General features: G+C 68.1%; 16 protein-coding genes. 11 read left to right on the top strand and 5 right to left on the bottom strand.

Annotation, left to right across the window (positions count from 1 at the left end; genetic code table 11):
* Positions 1–8: 8 nt before the first annotated feature.
* Positions 9–2015 carry an acetyl-CoA hydrolase/transferase C-terminal domain-containing protein gene (locus tag UU7_RS03880; protein ID WP_007805532.1) on the bottom strand — a complete coding sequence of 669 codons (2007 nt, stop codon included), beginning with the start codon at positions 2013–2015 and terminating at the stop codon, positions 9–11.
* 66 nt (positions 2016–2081) lie between these two features.
* Between UU7_RS03880 and UU7_RS03875 the strand changes: the two genes are divergently transcribed.
* Positions 2082–3557 (top strand): phospholipase D-like domain-containing protein, encoded by a 1476-nt coding sequence (locus tag UU7_RS03875; protein WP_040672809.1) that lies wholly within the window; start codon positions 2082–2084, stop codon positions 3555–3557.
* A 98-nt stretch (positions 3558–3655) separates the two neighbouring features.
* Positions 3656–5026 (top strand): exodeoxyribonuclease VII large subunit, encoded by a 1371-nt coding sequence (gene xseA / locus UU7_RS03870; protein ID WP_007805529.1) that lies wholly within the window; start codon positions 3656–3658, stop codon positions 5024–5026.
* A 92-nt stretch (positions 5027–5118) separates the two neighbouring features.
* Here the strand turns inward: xseA and UU7_RS03865 are convergent, their stop codons facing one another.
* Complete coding sequence (locus tag UU7_RS03865; RefSeq protein WP_007805527.1) at positions 5119–6015, bottom strand: LysR family transcriptional regulator; 897 nt, start codon at positions 6013–6015, stop codon at positions 5119–5121.
* 111 nt (positions 6016–6126) lie between these two features.
* Between UU7_RS03865 and UU7_RS03860 the strand changes: the two genes are divergently transcribed.
* The 3 genes from UU7_RS03860 to UU7_RS03850 all read left to right on the top strand — a co-directional run bounded on the left by UU7_RS03860 (position 6127) and on the right by UU7_RS03850 (position 8849).
* Positions 6127–7551, top strand: a complete 1425-nt coding sequence (locus tag UU7_RS03860; RefSeq protein ID WP_007805524.1) for an MFS transporter — start codon at positions 6127–6129, stop codon at positions 7549–7551.
* Between the two features lie 62 nt (positions 7552–7613).
* The gene (locus UU7_RS03855; RefSeq protein ID WP_040672702.1) at positions 7614–8024 is read left to right on the top strand and encodes an alginate export family protein; all 411 of its coding nucleotides are present in this window, start codon (positions 7614–7616) and stop codon (positions 8022–8024) included.
* A 9-nt stretch (positions 8025–8033) separates the two neighbouring features.
* Positions 8034–8849 (top strand): alginate export family protein, encoded by an 816-nt coding sequence (locus UU7_RS03850; RefSeq protein ID WP_007805521.1) that lies wholly within the window; start codon positions 8034–8036, stop codon positions 8847–8849.
* Positions 8850–8936: 87 nt separating this feature from the next.
* On the opposite strand, the gene UU7_RS03845 is transcribed toward UU7_RS03850, so the two are convergent.
* Complete coding sequence (locus tag UU7_RS03845) at positions 8937–9737, bottom strand: helix-turn-helix transcriptional regulator (RefSeq protein WP_007805519.1); 801 nt, start codon at positions 9735–9737, stop codon at positions 8937–8939.
* Between the two features lie 133 nt (positions 9738–9870).
* Between UU7_RS03845 and UU7_RS18620 the strand changes: the two genes are divergently transcribed.
* Positions 9871–10020, top strand: a complete 150-nt coding sequence (locus tag UU7_RS18620; protein ID WP_162098632.1) for a hypothetical protein — start codon at positions 9871–9873, stop codon at positions 10018–10020.
* A 223-nt stretch (positions 10021–10243) separates the two neighbouring features.
* Positions 10244–11677: an aldehyde dehydrogenase family protein gene (locus UU7_RS03840; protein ID WP_007805518.1), complete on the top strand. Its 1434-nt coding sequence runs from the start codon at positions 10244–10246 to the stop codon at positions 11675–11677.
* Between the two features lie 10 nt (positions 11678–11687).
* Here the strand turns inward: UU7_RS03840 and UU7_RS03835 are convergent, their stop codons facing one another.
* The gene (locus tag UU7_RS03835) at positions 11688–12449 is read right to left on the bottom strand and encodes a YdcF family protein (protein ID WP_007805517.1); all 762 of its coding nucleotides are present in this window, start codon (positions 12447–12449) and stop codon (positions 11688–11690) included.
* Positions 12450–12596: 147 nt separating this feature from the next.
* Here UU7_RS03835 and UU7_RS03830 point away from each other — a divergent pair, with 147 nt between their 5' ends.
* The 4 genes from UU7_RS03830 (at position 12597) to UU7_RS03815 (ending at position 18680) form a co-directional block, all read left to right on the top strand.
* Positions 12597–14036: a lipase family protein gene (locus UU7_RS03830; RefSeq protein WP_007805516.1), complete on the top strand. Its 1440-nt coding sequence runs from the start codon at positions 12597–12599 to the stop codon at positions 14034–14036.
* Between the two features lie 187 nt (positions 14037–14223).
* Complete coding sequence (locus UU7_RS03825) at positions 14224–17649, top strand: trifunctional glycoside hydrolase family 18/polysaccharide deacetylase/glycosyltransferase family 2 protein (RefSeq protein ID WP_007805514.1); 3426 nt, start codon at positions 14224–14226, stop codon at positions 17647–17649.
* An 86-nt stretch (positions 17650–17735) separates the two neighbouring features.
* Positions 17736–18209 (top strand): MarR family winged helix-turn-helix transcriptional regulator, encoded by a 474-nt coding sequence (locus UU7_RS03820; RefSeq protein WP_007805512.1) that lies wholly within the window; start codon positions 17736–17738, stop codon positions 18207–18209.
* Between the two features lie 102 nt (positions 18210–18311).
* Positions 18312–18680 carry a DUF1398 domain-containing protein gene (locus UU7_RS03815; protein WP_202946782.1) on the top strand — a complete coding sequence of 123 codons (369 nt, stop codon included), beginning with the start codon at positions 18312–18314 and terminating at the stop codon, positions 18678–18680.
* Positions 18681–18712: 32 nt separating this feature from the next.
* On the opposite strand, the gene UU7_RS03810 is transcribed toward UU7_RS03815, so the two are convergent.
* A complete protein-coding gene (locus UU7_RS03810; RefSeq protein WP_007805509.1) occupies positions 18713–19186 on the bottom strand; it encodes a YehS family protein in 474 nt (157 codons plus the stop codon).
* Between the last annotated feature and the right edge of the window lie 232 nt (positions 19187–19418).

The following is a 19418-nucleotide window of genomic DNA, read 5'->3' as shown; positions in this document are numbered from 1 at the left end:
CGAGCCCGCTACGAACCCGACGCCGGCTGATTTACCGGCTGATCCGCTGGCGGAGGCGCCGACCGATCGGTCGGCACCTGTCGACGCAGCCCCACCTGCAGCAGGCGGCGCTGCAGGCGATCGGCCAGCGTAAGCGGATCGGCCAGGCCCATTCGCGCCAGCGCCTCGGACTCACCCGGCGCCACTTGGCCCGGGCGACACGCGGCCAGCAGCAGGCCGAGCCGGCCGCGCCAGCTGGCGCCGGCGTGTTTCAGCCACTCCAGCGCCGGCAACAGGCGTTGCTCGACTTCGCTGAAGTCACTGCCGAACGGAAACTCGGGCAGCTCGCCGTGCTGCCGGAACGGCGCCAGTATCTTGCGCAGGTGGCGCGGGCGATGCAGGCGCCAGCTCTCGGGTATCACGAAATCCGCGGCCAGCTTGCCGTGTGCCTTGGCCTCGGCGCACAGCGCGTCGAGGAAACGCGCGTCGGTGATCGCCAGCATCGCCTCGACGCACTCGCTGTCGCTCTTGCCGCGCAGGTCGGCGATGCCGTACTCGGTGATGATGATGTCGCGCAGGTGGCGCGGGATGGTGGTCTGGCCGTAGTTCCAGCGGATGTTGCTCTCGATGCCGCCCTTGCTGCTGCGGGTGGCGCGCAGCAACAGTACCGAGCGCGCATCGGGCAGTTCGTGCGCCATCGCCACGAAGTTGTACTGGCCGCCGACGCCGCTGACCACGCTGCCGTCCTCCAGCGTGTCCGACACCACCGCGCCCAGCGCGGTGGCCATCATGCAGGTGTTGAAGAAACGGGCGCCGCGCCGCTGCAGCATGGCCAGCGACTGGTGCGTGCCGTAGAGCTGGTTGACGTTGGACACCGCGCACATGTCGATCGCGTCCGGGTCAGCTGCCTCGGTGGCGTCGAGCCAGGCGTACAACTCGCGCGAGCCCAGGAAGAACGCACCGCGCAGGTAGTGCCCGCCCGGCGTGTCCGGGTTCAGCCGGCCCGCCGCGGCGGCCCGCTCCAGCGCGAGGTTGTCCCAGCTGCGCCGCTTGAGAATGCCGCCCCGCTGCAGGTGCATGAAGCCGTCCATCACCATCTCGCTGGCGCCGTACAGGCCGGCCTCGAACGGCGCCAGCCCGCCCAGCCAGCCGGCCAGCGCATGGGTGACGCCGGCCGGGTCCAGCGCGACCAGGGCGCGGCGCCACTGGATGTTGTTCTGCTGACGCAGCAGCAAGGCCTTCACCAGCGCATCGGACAGTGCGCCGATGCCGATCTGCAGGCAGCCGCCATCCTTCACCAGCGCGCTGGCATGCAGGCCCAGCGCATACTCGGCCAAGCCCACCGGCGCGCGGGGCAGCGCGAACAGCGGCGGCGAATGCGGCGGCCGCAGCTCCACGTCGAAATAGGTTTCGGCCACTTCGGCGTCCCCGCCGAGGTACGGCAGATCCGGATGCACCACCGCCACGCACATCGGCCGCGGCTTGCCGGCCAGCTGGGTCAGCCGCAGGAAATCCAGGGTCAGGTCCGGGTTGCACGACAGGCTGTAATGCACGCCGTCGGGTCCCTCGCGGCGCGCCACCAGTTGCACCAGCAGGTTGATGTCCTGCACCACCAGGTCGCGCGCGACATGGGTGTAGTTCTGGCTGATGTAGCTGCGTTGCGCGCTGCCCGAATGCAGCATCGCGCCCGACTGCAGGTAGAACTCGTGTACCTCGACGTTGGCCGGCAGCGCGTCGCGCGCCTGATCCAGCGCGTACTGCGGATCGACCGCGTCGGCGCCGAAGTGGCGTTCCAGGAACGGTTGCAGGAAGCGCTGCTCCAGCCCCGGCGACGCCTGCGGCCGGGTCAGCGACAACGCGGTATACAAACGCATCGAACGCGTGGCGTCGGCGCTGATCGCCCGGTAGATCGCGTTGAGCAGTTCGTGCGGTTTGCCCAGACCCAGCGGCGCGGCAATGCGCAGATCAGGCCCCAGCACGTCCATCAGGTAGCGTGCGCAGGCATCGGTGTCGGCGTAGCGTTGCTCGATCGGCATGCGCGCGATGATGCCAGAAGGCCGATGAAGGCGCCGCGTCGACAGGCCATCGCCTACACTCGGCCCATGCCCACACCCCTGATCCCCCCCACCCCGAGCCGGCTGCTGGCCGAACAGGCCTTGAGTCGTGCAGCCGGCGCCCCCCTGCTCAGCGGCAACGCGGTGCAGTTGCTGATCGATGCAGCCGCCCATTACGAGGCCTGGCTGGCGGCGATCCGCGGTGCGCAGCATCGGGTGCTGCTGGAAAACTACATCGTGCGCGATGACGAGGTCGGTCGCGCGTTCCGTGACGCCCTGGTCGAGCGCGCCCGCTCCGGCGTGTTCATCGCCGTGGTCACCGACTGGGTCGGTTGCCTCGGCCAGTCGCGCCGTTCGTTCTGGGCGCCGCTGCACGCGGCTGGTGGCGAAGTGCGCGTGTTCAATCCGCCCCGGCTGGGCCAGCCACTGGGCTGGATCAGTCGCGACCATCGCAAGTTGCTGGTGGTGGACGGCGTCCAGGGCTTCCTGTCCGGCGTGTGCATCAGCGCGAAGTGGCTGGGCGACGAACGTCGCAACGTGCCGCCGTGGCGCGACACCGGCGTGGCGTTGCAGGGGCCGGCCGTGGCCGAGCTGGAGGCCGCCTTCGCGCAAAGCTGGGGCGAGACCGGCGCCGCGCTGCGCCCGCTGCCGGCGGCGCCGGTGCCGGTGCCGGAAAGCCCGGTCGGCGAGGTGTCGCTGCGGGTGATCGCCACCCAGCCGTCGACCGCCGGCACCTATCGGCTGGACCAGCTGATCGCCTCGATGGCGCGCAAGACGCTGTGGCTGACGGACGCCTATTTCGTCGGCGTCGCGCCCTACGTGCAAGCCCTGATCGCCGCTGCCCGCGATGGCGTGGACGTGCGCCTGCTGGTGCCTGGCAGCAGCGACATCCCGGCGGTGGCAGGCATGTCGCGCTCGGGTTACCGCCCGCTGCTGAAGGCCGGCATCCGGGTGTTCGAGTGGAACGGTTCGATGCTGCATGCCAAGACCGCGGTGGCCGATGGCCAATGGGCCCGGGTCGGCTCGTCCAACCTCAACATCGCCAGCTGGCTGGGCAATCACGAGATCGACGTGGCGGTGGAGGACGACGGTTTCGCCGGCCAGCTTGCCGCGCAATACGAAAAGGACCTGGGCAACGCCACCGAGATCGTGCTGGCCTCGCGGCGCCGGCGCAACGGCCAGGGCAGCAGCGAGCAGGTGCGCAGCAGCGAGGCAAGGCCACCACGGGTGCGCCACGCGGGTGGCAGCTCGGGGCGCGCAGCCGCGGGCGCCTTGCGCATCGCCAACAGTGTCGGCGCGGCGCTGACCAACCGCCGCGTGCTGGGCGACACCAGCAGCAGCCCGCTGATGATCGGCGCGGGGGTGCTGCTTGCGCTGGCGGTGGTGGCCTTCCTGTGGCCGGCGTGGATCGGCTGGCCGTTCGGGGTCATTGCCGCGTGGTTCGCGCTGAACCTCGGCATCCGCAGCTGGCGCGTGCGCAAGCGCCGCTGGCGCGAACTGCGCGATGCCGGCGACGACGACTGAGGTACCGCGGCAGTCTTGATGCTGTTCCTGCGCTTACCGCGTCAAGCAGATGTTTTCCAACAACTTCGTACGGCGCATCGTGCTAGGCTCGCGCCCTTATGTCAGCGCCGTACGACCACACCGAGACACGCCATATCCTCACCCCCAGCTCACTCAACCGGCTGGTGCGCGACCTGCTGGGCGACGCGCTGCCGCAGGTGTGGATCGAGGGTGAACTGTCCAACGTGGCCAAGCCCGCGTCGGGGCATCTCTACTTCACCCTGAAGGACAGCGGCGCCCAGGTGCGCTGCGCGATGTTCAAGATGAAGGCGTCCACCCTGCGCTTCCGTCCGGCCGACGGCATGCAGGTGCTGCTGCGCGCGAAAGTCGGCCTGTATGAACCGCGCGGCGAGTTCCAGCTGGTCGCCGAGTACATGGAGCCGGCTGGCGAAGGCGCCCTGCAGCGCGAGTTCGAGCAGCTCAAGGCGCGGCTCGACGCCGAAGGCCTGTTCGACCCCGCGCGCAAGCGCCCCCTGCCCGTCCACGCCCGCCGCATCGGCGTGATCACCTCGGCTACCGGAGCGGCGATCCGCGACGTGCTCAGCGTGCTGGCGCGGCGCTGGCCACTGGCCGATGTCGAGATCCTGCCGGTGCCGGTGCAGGGTCGCGAGGCGCCGCCGGCAATCGTCAACATGCTGCGCAAGGCATCGGACAGCGCACGCCATGACGTACTCCTGCTGACCCGCGGCGGTGGTTCGCTGGAAGACCTGTGGGCGTTCAACGACGAGGCGGTGGCGCGGGCGATCCACGCCAGCGCGGTGCCGGTGGTGAGCGCCGTGGGCCACGAGATCGATTTCAGCATCGCCGACTTCGTCGCCGACCTGCGCGCGCCCACGCCCTCGGCTGCCGCCGAACTGCTGGTGCCCGATGCGGTGGCTGTTGGCCGTCACCTACGGCAGTTGCGGCAGCGCGTGGCGACCCTGCAGCAACGCCGGCTGCAGGCACTCTCGCAACGCGTCGATCACCTGTTCGCGCGACTGCAGGCCCAGCGTCCGCAGGCGCGCCTGGCGCGCGACCGGGAACGCCTGCATCACCTGCGCCACCGCCTGCTGGTGGCGCTGCGCGAACAGGGCCAGCAACGCGGCACCCGGCTGGAACGATTGCAGGCCCGACTGCTGGCGCGACATCCCGGCGTCCGCCTGCCGCTGCTGGCACGCCGACTCGCCGAACAGGATCAGCGCCTGCGCCGCGCCATCGCGCAAATCCTCGAACGGCGGCGAACCGCCCTGCGCCACGCCGGCCACGCCCTGCACGCGATCAGTCCGCTGGCCACGCTGGAACGCGGCTACGCGATCGTGTTCGACGCCGACGGCAACGTGCTGCGCTCGGCGAAGAACGTCGCGCCCGGCACGCCGCTGCGCGCGCGACTGGCGGATGGGGAGCTGGGGCTACGGGTGGATGAGACTGTGGCGGTGACGCCGGACAAGTAGAGGTCTATGGTTCGGCTGCGGGCCGACCTCGGTAGCGCGACCGCGCCTCGGCGGAGATTCGAATCACCGGGCGATACGGCGCACTGCAATCTTCAACCAGCACTCCTGCAGACGTCCCGCACGAGGGAACGCAGCCAGCGATGCGCCGGGTCGGCATCCAGCCTTGGATGCCAGAACAGCGAGATGGTGAAATCGTCGACAGCCACGGGCAGCTTGAATCGGTGCATGCCCTCGCACAGGCCCGCGGTATGTTTCTCCGGCACTGTCGCGACGATGTCCGAGTTCCGCGCCAGCGCGATCGCCGGCCCGAAGCCGCCGACCGTCGCCACCACATGGCGGGCCAGCCCCTTCCGTTCCAGCACGTCGTCGACCATCGCCGCCCGCAAGCCGCGTCGCTCAACGACCACGTGTCGTGCTGCCGCGTAACGTTCTGGCGTCATCCTCCCTTTCGACAGCCGGTGGCCGCGACGCACGACGCCCACGAAACGATCGCGGAACAGGCCCAATGCCCGGATCTCCGGCCCCATGGCCTGGGCGATCACGCCGGTTTCGAGATCGACCCTGCCATCGCGCAGGGGCGCGCTGTCCTTGTCCTGCTTGGCAAGGAACGAGAGCTGGACCAGGGGTGCTTCGGCCGAAACGCGGGCGATCAGTTCCGGGCCGAAGGTTTCCGTGAAGCCTTCGGTGCTGCGGATCGCGAAGGTCCGGGTCAAGGATTGCAGATCCAGCTTCAGCGCGGGACGAAGGACCGCCTCCGCATCAATGACCACCTGACGAACGCGCCCGCGCAGTTCCAGCGCGCGCGGCGTGGGCACCAGGCCGCGCCCTGCGCGTACCAGCAGTGGATCACCCGTCGCTTCCCGCAGGCGGGCCAGCGCCCGGCTCATGGCCGAAGCGCTCAGCTGCAGGCGCTTCGCCGCACCCACGACGCTGCCCTCGTCGAGCAGCACGTCGAGGGTGGCAAGCAGGTTGAGGTCGACGTTGTCCATGGCGCCAGAAATAGCACGATTGGGCGCAGCAATACATGGCGTTTCATGCACTGATCATTTTCGATTGCTGCGTCTTCCGCCCTGTTTCTGCGGGGCTCACGCTTCCACCCCATGAACGCTCAGCCATCCCCGCCCGCCGCCTCCCCGATCCTGTCCGGCGCGCTCGCCTGCCTCGCCCTGACCATGTTGCTGTCCTCGCTCGGTACCAGCATCGCCAACGTCGGGCTGCCGACTTTCGTCGACGCATTCGACGCGTCCTTCCAGTCCGTGCAATGGGTCGTGCTGGCCTACCTGCTGGCAGTCACGACGCTGGTCGTGTCGGCCGGGGGGCTGGGCGACCTGTTCGGACGGCGCCAGCTCATGCTCCTCGGAATCGCAACCTTCACCGTGGCTTCGCTGGCCTGCGCCGCCGCGCCCTCGTTGTCGGCGCTGATCGTCGCGCGCGCCGGCCAAGGCTCTGGCGCGGCCGTGATGATGGCACTGACCATGGCGCTGGTCGGCGAGTCCGTGCCGCGGGAGCGCGCGGGACGCGCCATGGGATTGCTGGGCACGACGTCGGCCATCGGCACCGCGCTTGGCCCTTCGCTCGGTGGCGTGCTGATCGGGAGCTTCGGCTGGCAGGCGATTTTCCTCATCAACCTGCCCCTGGGCATGCTGGCTGCATCGCTGGCCTGGCGCTATCTTCCGCGCGACCGCGCAACTGGCACGCCCACGGGATTCGACCTGCCGGGGTCGCTGCTGCTGGCCTCCGCGCTCGCGGGCTATTCCCTCGCCATGACCCTCGGGCACGGGCATTTCGGCAAGATCAATCTGGCCTTGGCCGGTGCTGCTGCCGTCCTCGGGCTGGTCTTCCTGGTCGTCGAATCGAAGGCACGCTCGCCGCTGGTGCAACCCGCGCTGTTCCGCGAGCACGTGGTCGGCAGCGGATTCATCGCCAGCGGGCTGGCGACGACGGTGGCGATGACGACCCTCGTGGTCGGCCCCTTCTATCTCTCCGGCGCCCTGCATCTGGATGCGACCCGAATCGGGCTGGTGATGTCGATGGGGCCGCTCGTCGCGGCGCTGGTCGGCATACCCGCGGGCAAGGCGGTCGACCGCTTCGGCGCGACGCGCATGACCGTCGCCGGCCTGCTGACAATGGCGGCGGGCGCGTTCCTGCTCTCGCACATGACTCCCGGTGGCGGCGCGCAAGGTTACATCATTGCCCTGGTCATCCTGACCAGCGGTTTCGCCACCTTCCAGGCCGCCAACAACACCGCCGTCGTGACCAGTACGGCTCCGGGCAAGCGCGGCGTCGTGTCGGGACTGCTCAACCTCTCGCGCAACCTGGGCCTGGTCACCGGCGCATCGTTGATGGGCGCCGTGTTCATGCACGCCGCCGGAACGTCGGCCATCGCCGCCGCCAATGTCGCGGCGGTCGTCTCCGGCACCCGTGCCGTGTTCCTGCTGGCGACTCTGCTGATCGCCATCGCACTGGCGGCGGTCGTCGTGCCGCGGACGCGCGTGGCCGTCCGTTCGCTGCCCCGTACACGCTGACTCCGGCGATGCAAGCTGTTCCCAGGAACCTGTCGCTCTTCGCCTGCGTGGCCATCCCCGCGATGCTGCCCGCGTTCGCCAGCGCGGCCGGCAACGCATCCATGCTCACCTTCCATGCCGAGGCACGCTATCGCTACGTCGCCACGGACAACAGCCGCCTGATTTCCGGCAACGACATGCGGCAAGACCAGTTCCGCGGCATCGTCGGCGCCGACCTGCACCTGACACCGCAGCTGCGCTTTCATGGCGAGCTCGGCACCGGCCAGGTCGACCGCGACCGCGGAGCAGCGGCAGCGAACCTTCAGAACCGCATCTCCCTCCAGCAACTCATCGCCGATGTGCGCCAAACCACCGGCACGACGCTCTTGGGTGCGCTACTCGGCCGTCAGGAATTCGCCGATGGTCCACGGCAGTTGATCAGCATCAGTGACGGCCCCAACCTGCATCGCAGCTGGAACGGCGTGCGCCTGTAAGCGCAGGCATTGCGATATCGCGTCGGTGCCTTCGAACTGCGCGCAACACGTCTGGCACGCGGAGGCTTCGACGAAGGCGTCCAGCCGGACACCATCCTGCGCGGCATCAACGGCAGCTTCATCGTGTCCCGGGGCAACAACCCTGACGTCCATCTCGATCCATTCTGGCTGCATACCGAGCTCCCCGCCTTCCGCCTTGGTGGTGAGGTCGGCACCGACCGACGCGACACCCTCGGGCTGCGCCTGCGCGGGAGCATGGGCGCGTTCCATTGGGACTGGACGGCGGCGCGTCAGGGCGGGCATTCGCTTGCCGACCGCAGCATCGACGCATGGGGCGTGTTTGCCGTGCAAAGCCTGACGCTGTCCGAATCGGGCTGGAAGCCGATGTTGACTTCCCACCTCGACCTCGCTTCCGGTGGCGGCTTGGGCGATGGGAGCAGCCTGCGCAATTTCCATCCGCTGTACGCGAGCTCCAACTACCTCGGGGAAAGCCAGTTCCTCGGCCTCAGCAACCTGTTGCTGATCTCCCCCGGCATCATGCTGTCGCCCTCGGCAACCACCACGCTGTCGTTCGAGTACAGCCACGCGCGACGTCTCGACGCCACCGATGCAGCCTACGCGGGCGGCATGCGCGCCTACGCGGGCACCCAAGGCGTTGCCGGCCACCACATCGGAAACCTGATGCGACTGTCCGGCAGCTGGTCACCGTCTACGCGCCTCTCCCTCAACTTCGATGTCGAGCACCTTGCCGCGGGCCAGCTCCTTCGCGAGGCAGGCTTCGGCTCGCGCACCTACGTCCAGCTCGGCGCAACCTGCAGGTACTGATCACCCGGACACGTTTGACCAAACCGGCTGCAAGGTCCCTTTCTGGACTTCTTCGCATTCGACGTCCGTCCAGCCCTGGCGGCCCTGTCAGGCCTGCTCCTCGCGCACAAGCATCGTCGGCGCGATGCCGAACATGCGTCGACAGGTACGACTGAGATGCGCCGAGTCGGCAAAGCCGGCTTGCTGGGCCGCTTCCGTCCACGAATGGCCAGCCATGCCCCGGGCCACGGCCAGCCCAACACGTGCCCACAGCAGGTACGCGCGAAACGAAATCCCGCTCTGCGCCACGAACAGGTGCCGGAACCGGCTCGGCGACAGGTGCACCAGGGCAGCCGCCTGAGCCAGCCCCAGTTCCGCGTCGGGGCGTGCGCGGATGTGTTCCAGCACCTTTGCGATCCGTACGTCGACGGCTTGCGCCCCGACGGGTCTGGCCGCCAGGTGCGCCACGATGTGTTGCGCCGCGTCTACCAGTGCCGCCTCCGTCCCGCGCGCCTCGAACACCGCATGCAAAGCCGCGGTGCGGGCCGACAGGCCTTCATCGTGCAACAGGCTCACGTCGTGCTGCCGGTGGCGTGCGACCAGTTCGCGACCCGCCAGCGTCTCCGGCTCGACGAACACCATAGCCACCGTGTGGCCGCAGCCATCGAACAGATGCGGCCGATCCGGCATCACGATGGCCGCCAGGGTTTGCTGCCATGCCTCGGTCGACGCATCACGGATGCGGAACGACGGCGTGGCGGCCAGCGCAATCTGGATGGCGTGGTGGCTGTGCGGCTGCGCCTGGCCGGTGTCGCGCCCGATCCACACGCTGCCGCCTTTCCACATCGCCACGCGGCCGATACCGACGACGGCGCGGCGAGGTTCGGCGGCGGACGTGGGTCGGGGCATCAGGCTCTCCGCGGTGGGACAGGGCTTGCGAAGGTTAGCCCCTTGGTTCAAGCCCCTGGTAGGGGGTGGCATCCAGAATGGCCACACGGAGCGAGCCTCCGTACCCTTCATCAATCCCAACGAGGAAACGTCCATGAACACCACCGATACCTTCGCCTGCCGCTGTTCCGACTGTGCCGGCGCCACCTGCGCCTGCGGCTGCCAGGCCGCCGCCACCCCATCCGTTTGCGGCTGCGGTTGCGCCACCGGCCAGCCCTGCCGCTGCGGCGAAGCGGACGGCTGAGCGTTCCGCCCTCAGGGGCGGCGTGCATCGATCGGCACGCCGCCCGGATTCTTTTCCATGCCATACGACCTGACCATCGTCGACCTGGACGGCACGCCTGCCGATTCCTTCCCGTTCTTCGTCAGCGTGTACAACCGGCCCGCCGAACACCCCGCGACGGCTCACGAGCCCTGAACACCGCCGCGTCCTATGCTTGCCGGATCGCAACCGCCGGCAAGCGCCCATGTTGAACAAGACCTACCCCTACTACCTCGCCAACCGGCCGCAGACATCGAAGACGATGCTGGACGTGCGCGACAAGTACAGCGGCAAGCTGGCCACCCGCGTCGCCGTGCCGGATGTGAAGGCCACCGGGAAGGCGATCGCCGCCGCGGTGAAGGCGGCCAGGCCGATGCGCGAGTTCAAGCCGTGGGCGCGGCAGGCGGTGTTGCAGCACTGCGTCGCGCGTTTCAGCGAACGCCGCGACGAACTGGCCGAGGCCTTGTGCATCGAGGCGGGCAAGCCGATCAGGGATGCCGCCGGCGAAGTCACCCGGCTGATCGAGACGTTCCGCATCGCCGCCGAGGAAGCCGTGCGGATCAACGGCGAGACCATCAACCTGGAACTGGCCAGCCGTCTGGACGGCTATCACGGTTACACCAGGCGGGTGCCGCTGGGGCCGGTGTCGTTCATCACGCCGTTCAACTTTCCGCTGAACCTGGTGGCGCACAAGGTGGCGCCGGCGATCGCCGCCGGCTGTCCGTTCGTGCTCAAGCCGGCGGAGAAGACCCCGATCGGCGCGCTGATCATCGGCGAAGTGCTGGCCGAGACCGACCTGCCGAAGGGCGCGTTCTCGATCCTCACCCTGGATGGCGCGCACGCCACGCCGCTGGTCGAGGACGAACGCTTCAAGCTGCTCTCGTTCACCGGTGGCCAGATCGGCTGGGACCTCAAGGCCCGCGCCGGGCGCAAGAAGGTGGTGCTGGAACTGGGCGGCAATGCCGCGTGCATCGTCGACGCCGACCAGGGCCCGAAGCTGGACAAGGTGGTCGAGCGCCTGGTGTTCGGCGCGTTCTACCAGTCCGGCCAGAGCTGCATCGGCGTGCAGCGCATCTACGCCCACGCCGACATCTACGATGCGCTGAAGCGCAAGCTGGTCGCCGCCACCAGGAAACTCAAGGCCGGCGACCCGAAGGACAAGAACGTTTTCCTCGGCCCCATGATCGACGAGGCCGCCGCCGAGCGCCTGCACGGCTGGATTCTCGAAGCGAAGAAAGCCGGCGGCAAGGTCCTTTGCGGCGGCAAGCGCAACGGCAACATGCTCGACGCCACCCTGATGGAAGGCGTTCCGAAAGATGCCAAGGCCAGTCGGCAGGAAGCTTTCGGCCCGTTCGCCCTGCTCGCCCCGTACCGGAAGTTCGACGAGGCGATCGCGATGGTCAACGACTCCGACTACGGCCTGCAGGCCGGCATCTTCACCGACAGCCTGGACCACGCGATGCGTGCGTGGAACGAGCTGGAACAGGGTGGCGTGGTGGTCAACGACATCCCCAGCTTCCGGGTGGACAACATGCCGTATGGCGGCATCAAGCTTTCCGGCCTGGGCCGCGAAGGCATCCGCTACGCGATCGAGGACATGACCGAGCTCCGCCTGATGGTCATGCGCGAGTCCGCGTAGCAGCGCGCTCCTACAACGCGCCGGGCCTGGTCGCCTCCACGTTCCAGCCCATCGCGTTGTACCAGCGGTAACGTGCGATGCCGGCGTATTCGTGCAGCGCCATGTCGGCCATCGCGAAGTTGTACGACAACGGCTCCCATGAGGTGACGCCGCTGACGTAGTCGGCGCGCACCGGCGTGGCGTGGATGCCGAAGTGGCTGAAGTACAGCATGCCCCGACGCAGGTGGAAACCGGACGAAACCAGCAGCACGCGATCGGCGCCATACGCCTTCAGCAACGGGCCGCTGAATTGCGCGTTCTGCCAGGTGTTCATGCTGCGCGGCTCCAGCAGCACGTCGGCGGGATCGACGCCAAGCCGTTGCAGGTCCAGCGCATAGATCGCCGCCTCCGACTGGCCCAGTCCCCGCGCATCACCGCCGCTGACCTCGATCTTGCAATCGCGTGGCGCCTGCCGGCAGGCGCGGTACGACATCGCCGCCTTGCTGATTCGTCCATAGGCGAACAGGCTGGCCTCGACCGCTCCCGCATCACCCGCGCGCACCGTGCCGGCGCCCAGCAAGACGATGGCGTTGCGCTGGCCCCAGACGATCGGCACGTCGGTCGCGACTTCCGCTTGCAGGTGCGCCAGCAGCCAGCTCGGCAGCGGTCCACAACCGGTCGCCAGCAACAGCAGCACGGCCAGGCCGAACAGCACCCGACTGCTGCGGCGCCAGCGCAGCCACGCCAGTGTGCTGGCCAGCACGATCAGGATCAGCAACGCGTTCATGGTCATGGATCGGTGATTCCGGACAGGTCGGTGGATGATGACGGGTGCTGATGTCATTATGCCGGTGCCCCGCGCCGACGCGATCGCAGGCCATGCCGGAGGCATGGCGACGGGGAGCCTGCCCGGCATGGATCAACGCATCGGAGTCTGCGCATGACCACCCTCGTCTTCGTGCACGGCTGGAGCGTCACCGACACCTCCACCTATGGCCAGTTGCCGCAGCAGTTGCAGCAGCACGCGGCGGCGGCCGGCGTCGCGCTGAGCTTCGCCGACATCTGGCTTTCCGAGTACGTGAGTTTCGACGACGCGGTGACCGTGGCCGACCTGGTGCGCGGCTTCGATCACGCCTTGCGCGACCTGCATCTGCGCGACGCCAGCTTCGCCTGCATCACCCACTCGACCGGCGGCCCGGTGGTGCGCGAGTGGCTGCGCGCCCAGCGCGACCGGCCCGCCACGCACAGCACGATCCGGCTCAGCCACCTGGTGATGCTGGCGCCGGCGAACTTCGGTTCCGCTCTGGCGCAACTGGGCAAGGGTCTGCTGAGCCGGCTCAAGTCGTGGTTCGATGGCGTGGAGCCGGGCCAACGGATACTCGATTGGCTCGAGCTGGGCAGCGCGCAGTCGCTGTCGCTCAACCTCGACTACATCCACAGCGACGATCCAGTGAAACGCGGCCAGTTCCCGTTCGTGCTGACCGGCGACCGCCCCGACCGCACGCTGTACGACCACCTCAACAGCTACACCGGGGAAGACGGCTCCGACGGCGTGGTACGCATCGCCGCGGCCAACCTCAACGCCCACCATGCGGTGCTGTCGCCGCAAGGCGGCCGCGATGGCGACATCGACACGCTGGCGCTCAACCTCAGCCGCGGCCCGCGCTGTGCGTTCAAGCTGATCGCCGGCGCCGCGCACTCCGGCGACCGCCTGGGCATCATGGCCGCCGCGGCGCCCGATACCGTGGCAGCGATCCTGCGCTGCCTGCAGGTGCGCAGCGCGGAGGACTACGAAACGCTGTGCGACGCGTTCGATCGCGAGAATGCCGCCCGCGACGCCGACAAGGTGGAGCTGGAACCGGCCGGCCCGTTCGCGCCGCGCGTGCACATCCACGACCCGCGCAGCCTGCTGATCGTGCGGCTCACCGACGAGGCCAGCGAACCGCTGACCGGCGCCGGCTTCCTGCTCACCGCCGGTGTGCCGGCCAGTGCCGACCTCTTGCCGGAAGGCTTCCTGCTCGATCGCCAGGCCAATTCGAAACAGCGCACCACGATCTCGCTGTTCCTCGACTACAGCCTGCTCGCCGGCGACGCCCGCGTGGCCGACCCGCGCAACAGCCGCAAGACCCTGCGCCCCGCCGTGGCCAGCCATCGTCCGTACGGCGCCAGCGTGCAGCCGGTGGACCTGGTCGGCCTGGTTCATCACGCGCTGGCGCAAAGCGACGGGCGCGACGACCTGCTCGCCATCCTCGGGCCGCACCAGACCACCGTGCTCGACGTGGTGCTGCCGCGCAAGGTGCGCGAAGGCGTGTTCCGGCTGACCCGGGATCGGCGTCCGGAAGACTTCCGCCGGCCGGTCCCCGGCGCCGTGATCACCTGAGCGCACGGCGACGACCGCGTCCATGGCCGCCGGCGCGAGGGCAACAGCGGCTGACTGACGCGGGCCACGGTGCGATGCGGCGCACGACGGATCGGCGATACTGCGCACTCGCGACATCCGCGCTCCCGATCCGTATCGGGGCCCGACCGGATTGGCGCCTTGCGGTATTTGTCGACCCGGCCCTGGCATGCAAAAGAAACCGATCTTCTTCGACCCCTCCGGCCGACGCGCCAGCCATGTGTCGCGGCTGGCCCTGTTGGCCGGGGTGGTCAGCACCCTGTTCGTGGTCGCCTGCGCGATCAGCCTGTTCGTGGGCCCGACCATGGACGGCCTGCACATCGGCGAACACGCCCGCACGCGACATGCCCTGGCCACCGTGAAGGCGGCTGCCCCGGAACTGCTGAAGCCCGCCGCGAAGCTGGCCGCCGAAGTGCGTGCGCGGCAGAAGCTGTTGCATGCCCCGAAAACACATGCGAGCAAGGCAGCGGCCAGCCACGTGCCGCCGCCTTCGCTGGACAAGCCCGCCGACCGGCCGCTGGCGATCGGCTTCTACGTCAACTGGGACGACAGCAGCTATTCCTCGCTGAAGCGCAGCCTGCCCCAGCTGGACTGGGTGATTCCGTCGTGGATGAGCCTGAGCGGCAAGGACATGGCGCTGCACACCAGCGTCGATGCGAAGGCGATCAACCTGATCCGCAAGCAGAAGCCGTCCACCCCGATCCTGCCACTGCTGCAGAACGCGGTGGACGCGAACTGGGATGGCCCGGGGCTGGCCCGCCTGCTGGCCGATCCGTCGCGGCGGCAGGCGCGCATCGGGGAGATCGTGGCGTTCGTGGCGGCCAACCACTTCCAGGGCGTGACGATCGATTTCGAGGACCTGCCCGAATCCGCGCAGCCGGACCTGAAAACCTTCCTCGGCGAACTCAACGACGCGTTCGACCCGCACGGCTGGGGCATCGTGCTGTCGGTGCCGTTCGACGATGCCAGCTGGGACTATGCCGGCTACGCCGACATCGTCGACTTCGTGGTACTGATGGCCTACGACGAACACTGGGCCGGCAAGACGCCGGGCAGCATCGCCGGCCAGCAATGGTTCGAGCAGACGCTCGAAAAACGCATGAAGGAGCTGGACCCGGAGCAGACCATCGTGGCGATCGGCAGCTACGGCTACGACTGGTCGCACGGCAACAATGCCGAGGCGCTGACCTTCCAGGACGCGATGGATCGCGCCAGCGACGCCCAGGCCGACATCGCCTTCGACCCTGACACGCAGAACCCGCACTTCTCCTACGACGAGGACGACGGCAGCACCCACCAGGTCTGGTTCCTCGATGGCGTCACCGCGTACAACCAGATCCACGCCGCCGACGAGTACAAGCCGTACGGCTACGCCCTGTGGCGGCTGGGCTCGGAAGATCCCTCGGTGTGGTCGGTGTTTGGCCGTCCCTACGGCGCGTCCGCGCCCGACCCGTTGCGCACCATCGGCGCCGGCGAGGACATCGACATCGAAGGCCAGGGCGAGGTGCTGGAAATCGCCTCCCAGCCTTCCGCCGGCGCACGCAGCATCGAGGTGGACAAGGACGATGGCAGCATCGATGACGAAAGCTACACCGCCCTGCCCAGTTCCTACGTGATCCAGCGCGCAGGCACCCTGCCGCACAAGATCGCGCTGACCTTCGACGACGGCCCCGACCCCGAATGGACGCCGCAGATCCTCGACATCCTCAAGGCGAGGCACGTGCCGGCCACCTTCTTCATCATCGGCGAAAACGCGGAGATGTCGCCGAAGCTGGTGCAGCGCGAAGTCGCCGAAGGCCATGACGTGGGCAACCACACCTTCACCCATCCCAACCTGGGCGACAGTCCGCCAGGCATCGTCTCGCTGGAACTCAACGCGACCCAGCGACTGTTCGAGGCGCTGACCGGCCACTCGATGCGGCTGTTCCGCGCCCCCTATTTCGGCGACGCCGAACCGACCACCGCCGACGAGCTGGTGCCGATCGAGATCGCGCAGAAGATGGGCTACCTGTCGGTCGGCCTGCACGTGGACGCCGAAGACTGGCAGCGTCCCGGCGTCGACGCCATCGTCGCCAACGTGCTGAACGCCATCAACACCAAAAACGTGGAGCGCAAGGGCCAGGTGGTGCTGCTGCACGACGGCGGTGGCGAACGCTCGCAGACGATCGCCGCGTTGCCGCGGATCATCGACAGCCTGCGCGCGCAGGGCTACCAGTTCGTCACCGTGTCGGAGCTGGCCGGGCTTACCCGCGCGCAGACCATGCCGCCGATCGCGCCCGGCTCGCTGTCGCAATGGACCGACCGCGTGGTGTTCCTGGCGCTGGGCTTCTTCGGCCACTTCATCCGCTGGCTGCTGACCACGGCGATTGCGCTGGGCGTGGCGCGTCTGATCCTGCTGGGCGGCCTGGCCCTGCTCAACCGCGCCCGCGAGAAGCGGCGCGTGGCGCCCGCGCTGGGCGAACAGCCGCCCCTGGTCTCGGTGCTGATTCCCGCCTACAACGAGGAAAAGGTGATTGCCAGCTCGATCCGCCAGATCCTCAAGAGCCGCTACGCGAACCTCGAAGTGATCGTGGTCGACGACGGTTCGGTCGATGCCACCTCGGCCGTAGTGCGCCAGCACTACGCCGACGAGCCGCGGGTACGCCTGCTCACCATCCCCAACGGCGGCAAGGCGCATGCCGTCAACACCGCCTTGCACGAAGCCCGTGGCGCGGTGGTGGTGGCGCTGGACGCCGACACCCAGTTCGAGCCGGATACCATCCCACGACTGGTGCGCTGGTTCGCCGACCCCAAGGTCGGCGCCGTCGCCGGCAACGCCAAGGTCGGCAACCGGATCAACCTAATCACCTTGTGGCAGGCGCTGGAATACATCACCGCGCAAAATCTCGAGCGCCGCGCGCTGGCCGCGCTGGGCGCGATCACCGTGGTGCCCGGCGCCGTGGGCGCATGGCGCCGCGAAGCCCTGGAACAGCTCGGCGGCTTCCCCGCCGATACGCTGGCCGAAGACCAGGACCTGACCATCGCCGTGCAGAAGGCCGGCTTCAAGACCCTGTTCGATGCCGAGGCGGTTGCCTGGACCGAGGCGCCCGACAGCGCCCGCGGCCTCGCTCGCCAGCGTTTCCGCTGGGCCTACGGCACCTTGCAATGCCTGTGGAAGCACCGCAACGCCACCTTCAATCCCCGCTACGGTTCACTGGGCACGATTGCGCTGCCGCAGGTGTGGCTGTTCCAGATCCTGTTCTCGGTGGTCTCGCCGCTGGTCGACCTGGTGCTGGTCTGGCAGATCGTCAGCACCGCGCTGGATTACCTGCAGCACCGCGGCCAGTTCGACGACACCAACCTGATCCGCATGCTGGTGTTCTACGCGGCCTTCATGGCCATCGACCTGGCCGCCTGCGCGCTGGCCTTCGCGATGGAGAGGAAGGAGAAGTGGAGCCTGCTGTGGTGGCTGGTGCTGCAACGCTTCGGCTATCGCCAGCTGATGTACTACGTGGTGGTGCGTTCCGTCTGGACGGCCATCAAGGGCCCGTCGGTGGGCTGGGGCAAGCAGGAGCGCAAGGCCACGGTGACAACCGACGAGACGATGGCGTCCTGAGGCAACCGGCGCTCGTGCGCGGCACTTGACATACAGGTTCCATGGAAACAATATGCGTTCCATGGAACCTTTCTGGTGAACCGGACGTGCCGAACGCATCGAAGGAAAAAGTCCCGCCCAATCCGCTGCATGCACACCTGGGTTACTGGCTGCGGCTGGTCTCCAACCAGGTGTCCGGCTCTTTCGCCAGCGCCCTGCAGGAACGGCAGCTCTCCGTCGCCGAATGGGTCGCACTCAACCATGTCGAAATGCATCCCGACATCACCGCCGCATCGCTCGCCGACGCGATGGGCATGACCCGCGGCGCCGTTTCCAAGGTGCTGGACAAGCTGCTGACCAAGAACCTGTTGCTGCGCACCCCGAGCCCGCAGGACAGCCGCGCGCAGTTGCTGGCACTGACCCGATCAGGAAAGCGCCTGCTGCCCGCGCTCACCGACATCGCCAACGGCAACGACAACCGCTTCTTCTCCGTCCTGGCCGCCAGCGAGCGGAGCGAGCTGCGCAGACTTCTGCAGAAACTTGCCGATGCCCACCCGTTCAGCGCGGCACCTGTCGATTAGGCCGCACGCGTCGACACCCTGACCTCATCCTTCCATGCACGAACCGGGAGAAGCCCCATGAGTGAGGCGATGGCCCACCTTCAAGCCGCGCAAGCGCAAGCCATGGCCGTTCGTCCCCGCGTGGGCGGCTTTCCGTACCTCGCCGAAACGCTGAGGCGCGCGGGCGTGACACGGAATGTGTGGCAACTGCCCGCCTGCCAGAGTCTGTACCTGACCGGGCGCGGCGCGGTGCTGCAACAAGGCACGCCGCTGGTGTCCGGCATGGCTGATGTGCCCGGCTTCGATCAGCCCGCGCTGATCCGCGCGTTGCGCACCGACCAGGCCGGGGAAAGCAGCTTTCCGGACTTCCTGCAGGCCAGCTGGAACGCGGGCGTGGTGCGCTATGAGGTCGACCTGCTCGAACGGCAGGTGACCTATTACGGCTGCAACGGCGAGTCCTATGTCGAACACTATCCGGCGGTGTCGCTGTAATCGGTGAGAAGGACACCGAACGCGTTCCCCGCTCAGCCGTTGCCGCGCACCCGCATGGTCAGCCCCTTCAGGAAGTTCCGCAGCAGCTGGTCGCCGCACAGCTTGAAGTTCTTGTGGTCGCTCTGGCGGAACAGCGCGCTGAGTTCGGGCTTGGAGATCGGCAGGCCAGCGGCTTCGAGGATCTCGTGCATGTCGACGTCCTTCAGCTCGAAGGCCACGCGCAACTTCTTCAACACCACGTTGTTGGTGACGCGTTTCTCCGGCGGCCGCGCCGGACGGCTGTCGTCCTTGCCGCGGCGGTGGAACACCAGGCCGTCCAGGAACAGCGCCAGCGTCTGGTTGCCGCATTCCAGATAACCCGGCTCGTTGTCCTTCTTCAGGAAGCCCTGCACGTCTTCCTTCGTCACCGGGGCGTCGGCATCGGCCAGGTGGATCAGCTCGACCACCTTGCCGTCGCTGAGGTCGAGCATGTAGCGGATGGAACGCAGTACGTCGTTGTTGATCATGTCGGTCCGGTGGATGTCGCGCAGGGGCGCCATGCTACCGCGCCGCAACCGGTTTGACCCCGTTTCCCCGTTCACGGCGTTTCACCTTTCACCGCTGAGAGGTTGTGCTTTTCAACCTCGAAGCCCGGCCACGGAGGGGCGGGCGCGGATCGGTCACGCAAGTGACTGATTCGCGTGAGGGAGTCCGGGCGTGTACCGGACTTGCGATAGAAGAAAACCACAGGACCGTGGT

Source organism: Rhodanobacter spathiphylli B39 (genome assembly GCF_000264295.1).
GTDB lineage: Bacteria > Pseudomonadota > Gammaproteobacteria > Xanthomonadales > Rhodanobacteraceae > Rhodanobacter > Rhodanobacter spathiphylli.
Note: the sequence above shows the minus strand (reverse complement) of the source record. Positions and strands in the feature narration are given on the sequence as shown.

Coding starts and splice junctions, on each gene's coding strand:
- UU7_RS03880 (WP_007805532.1), bottom strand. CDS start 2,015: ATGCCGATCGAGCAACGCTACGCCGACACCGATGCCTGCGCACGCTAC.
- UU7_RS03875 (WP_040672809.1), top strand. CDS start 2,082: ATGCCCACACCCCTGATCCCCCCCACCCCGAGCCGGCTGCTGGCCGAA.
- xseA (WP_007805529.1), top strand. CDS start 3,656: ATGTCAGCGCCGTACGACCACACCGAGACACGCCATATCCTCACCCCC.
- UU7_RS03865 (WP_007805527.1), bottom strand. CDS start 6,015: ATGGACAACGTCGACCTCAACCTGCTTGCCACCCTCGACGTGCTGCTC.
- UU7_RS03860 (WP_007805524.1), top strand. CDS start 6,127: ATGAACGCTCAGCCATCCCCGCCCGCCGCCTCCCCGATCCTGTCCGGC.
- UU7_RS03855 (WP_040672702.1), top strand. CDS start 7,614: ATGCTGCCCGCGTTCGCCAGCGCGGCCGGCAACGCATCCATGCTCACC.
- UU7_RS03845 (WP_007805519.1), bottom strand. CDS start 9,737: ATGCCCCGACCCACGTCCGCCGCCGAACCTCGCCGCGCCGTCGTCGGT.
- UU7_RS18620 (WP_162098632.1), top strand. CDS start 9,871: ATGAACACCACCGATACCTTCGCCTGCCGCTGTTCCGACTGTGCCGGC.
- UU7_RS03840 (WP_007805518.1), top strand. CDS start 10,244: ATGTTGAACAAGACCTACCCCTACTACCTCGCCAACCGGCCGCAGACA.
- UU7_RS03835 (WP_007805517.1), bottom strand. CDS start 12,449: ATGACCATGAACGCGTTGCTGATCCTGATCGTGCTGGCCAGCACACTG.
- UU7_RS03830 (WP_007805516.1), top strand. CDS start 12,597: ATGACCACCCTCGTCTTCGTGCACGGCTGGAGCGTCACCGACACCTCC.
- UU7_RS03825 (WP_007805514.1), top strand. CDS start 14,224: ATGCAAAAGAAACCGATCTTCTTCGACCCCTCCGGCCGACGCGCCAGC.
- UU7_RS03815 (WP_202946782.1), top strand. CDS start 18,312: ATGGCCGTTCGTCCCCGCGTGGGCGGCTTTCCGTACCTCGCCGAAACG.
- UU7_RS03810 (WP_007805509.1), bottom strand. CDS start 19,186: ATGATCAACAACGACGTACTGCGTTCCATCCGCTACATGCTCGACCTC.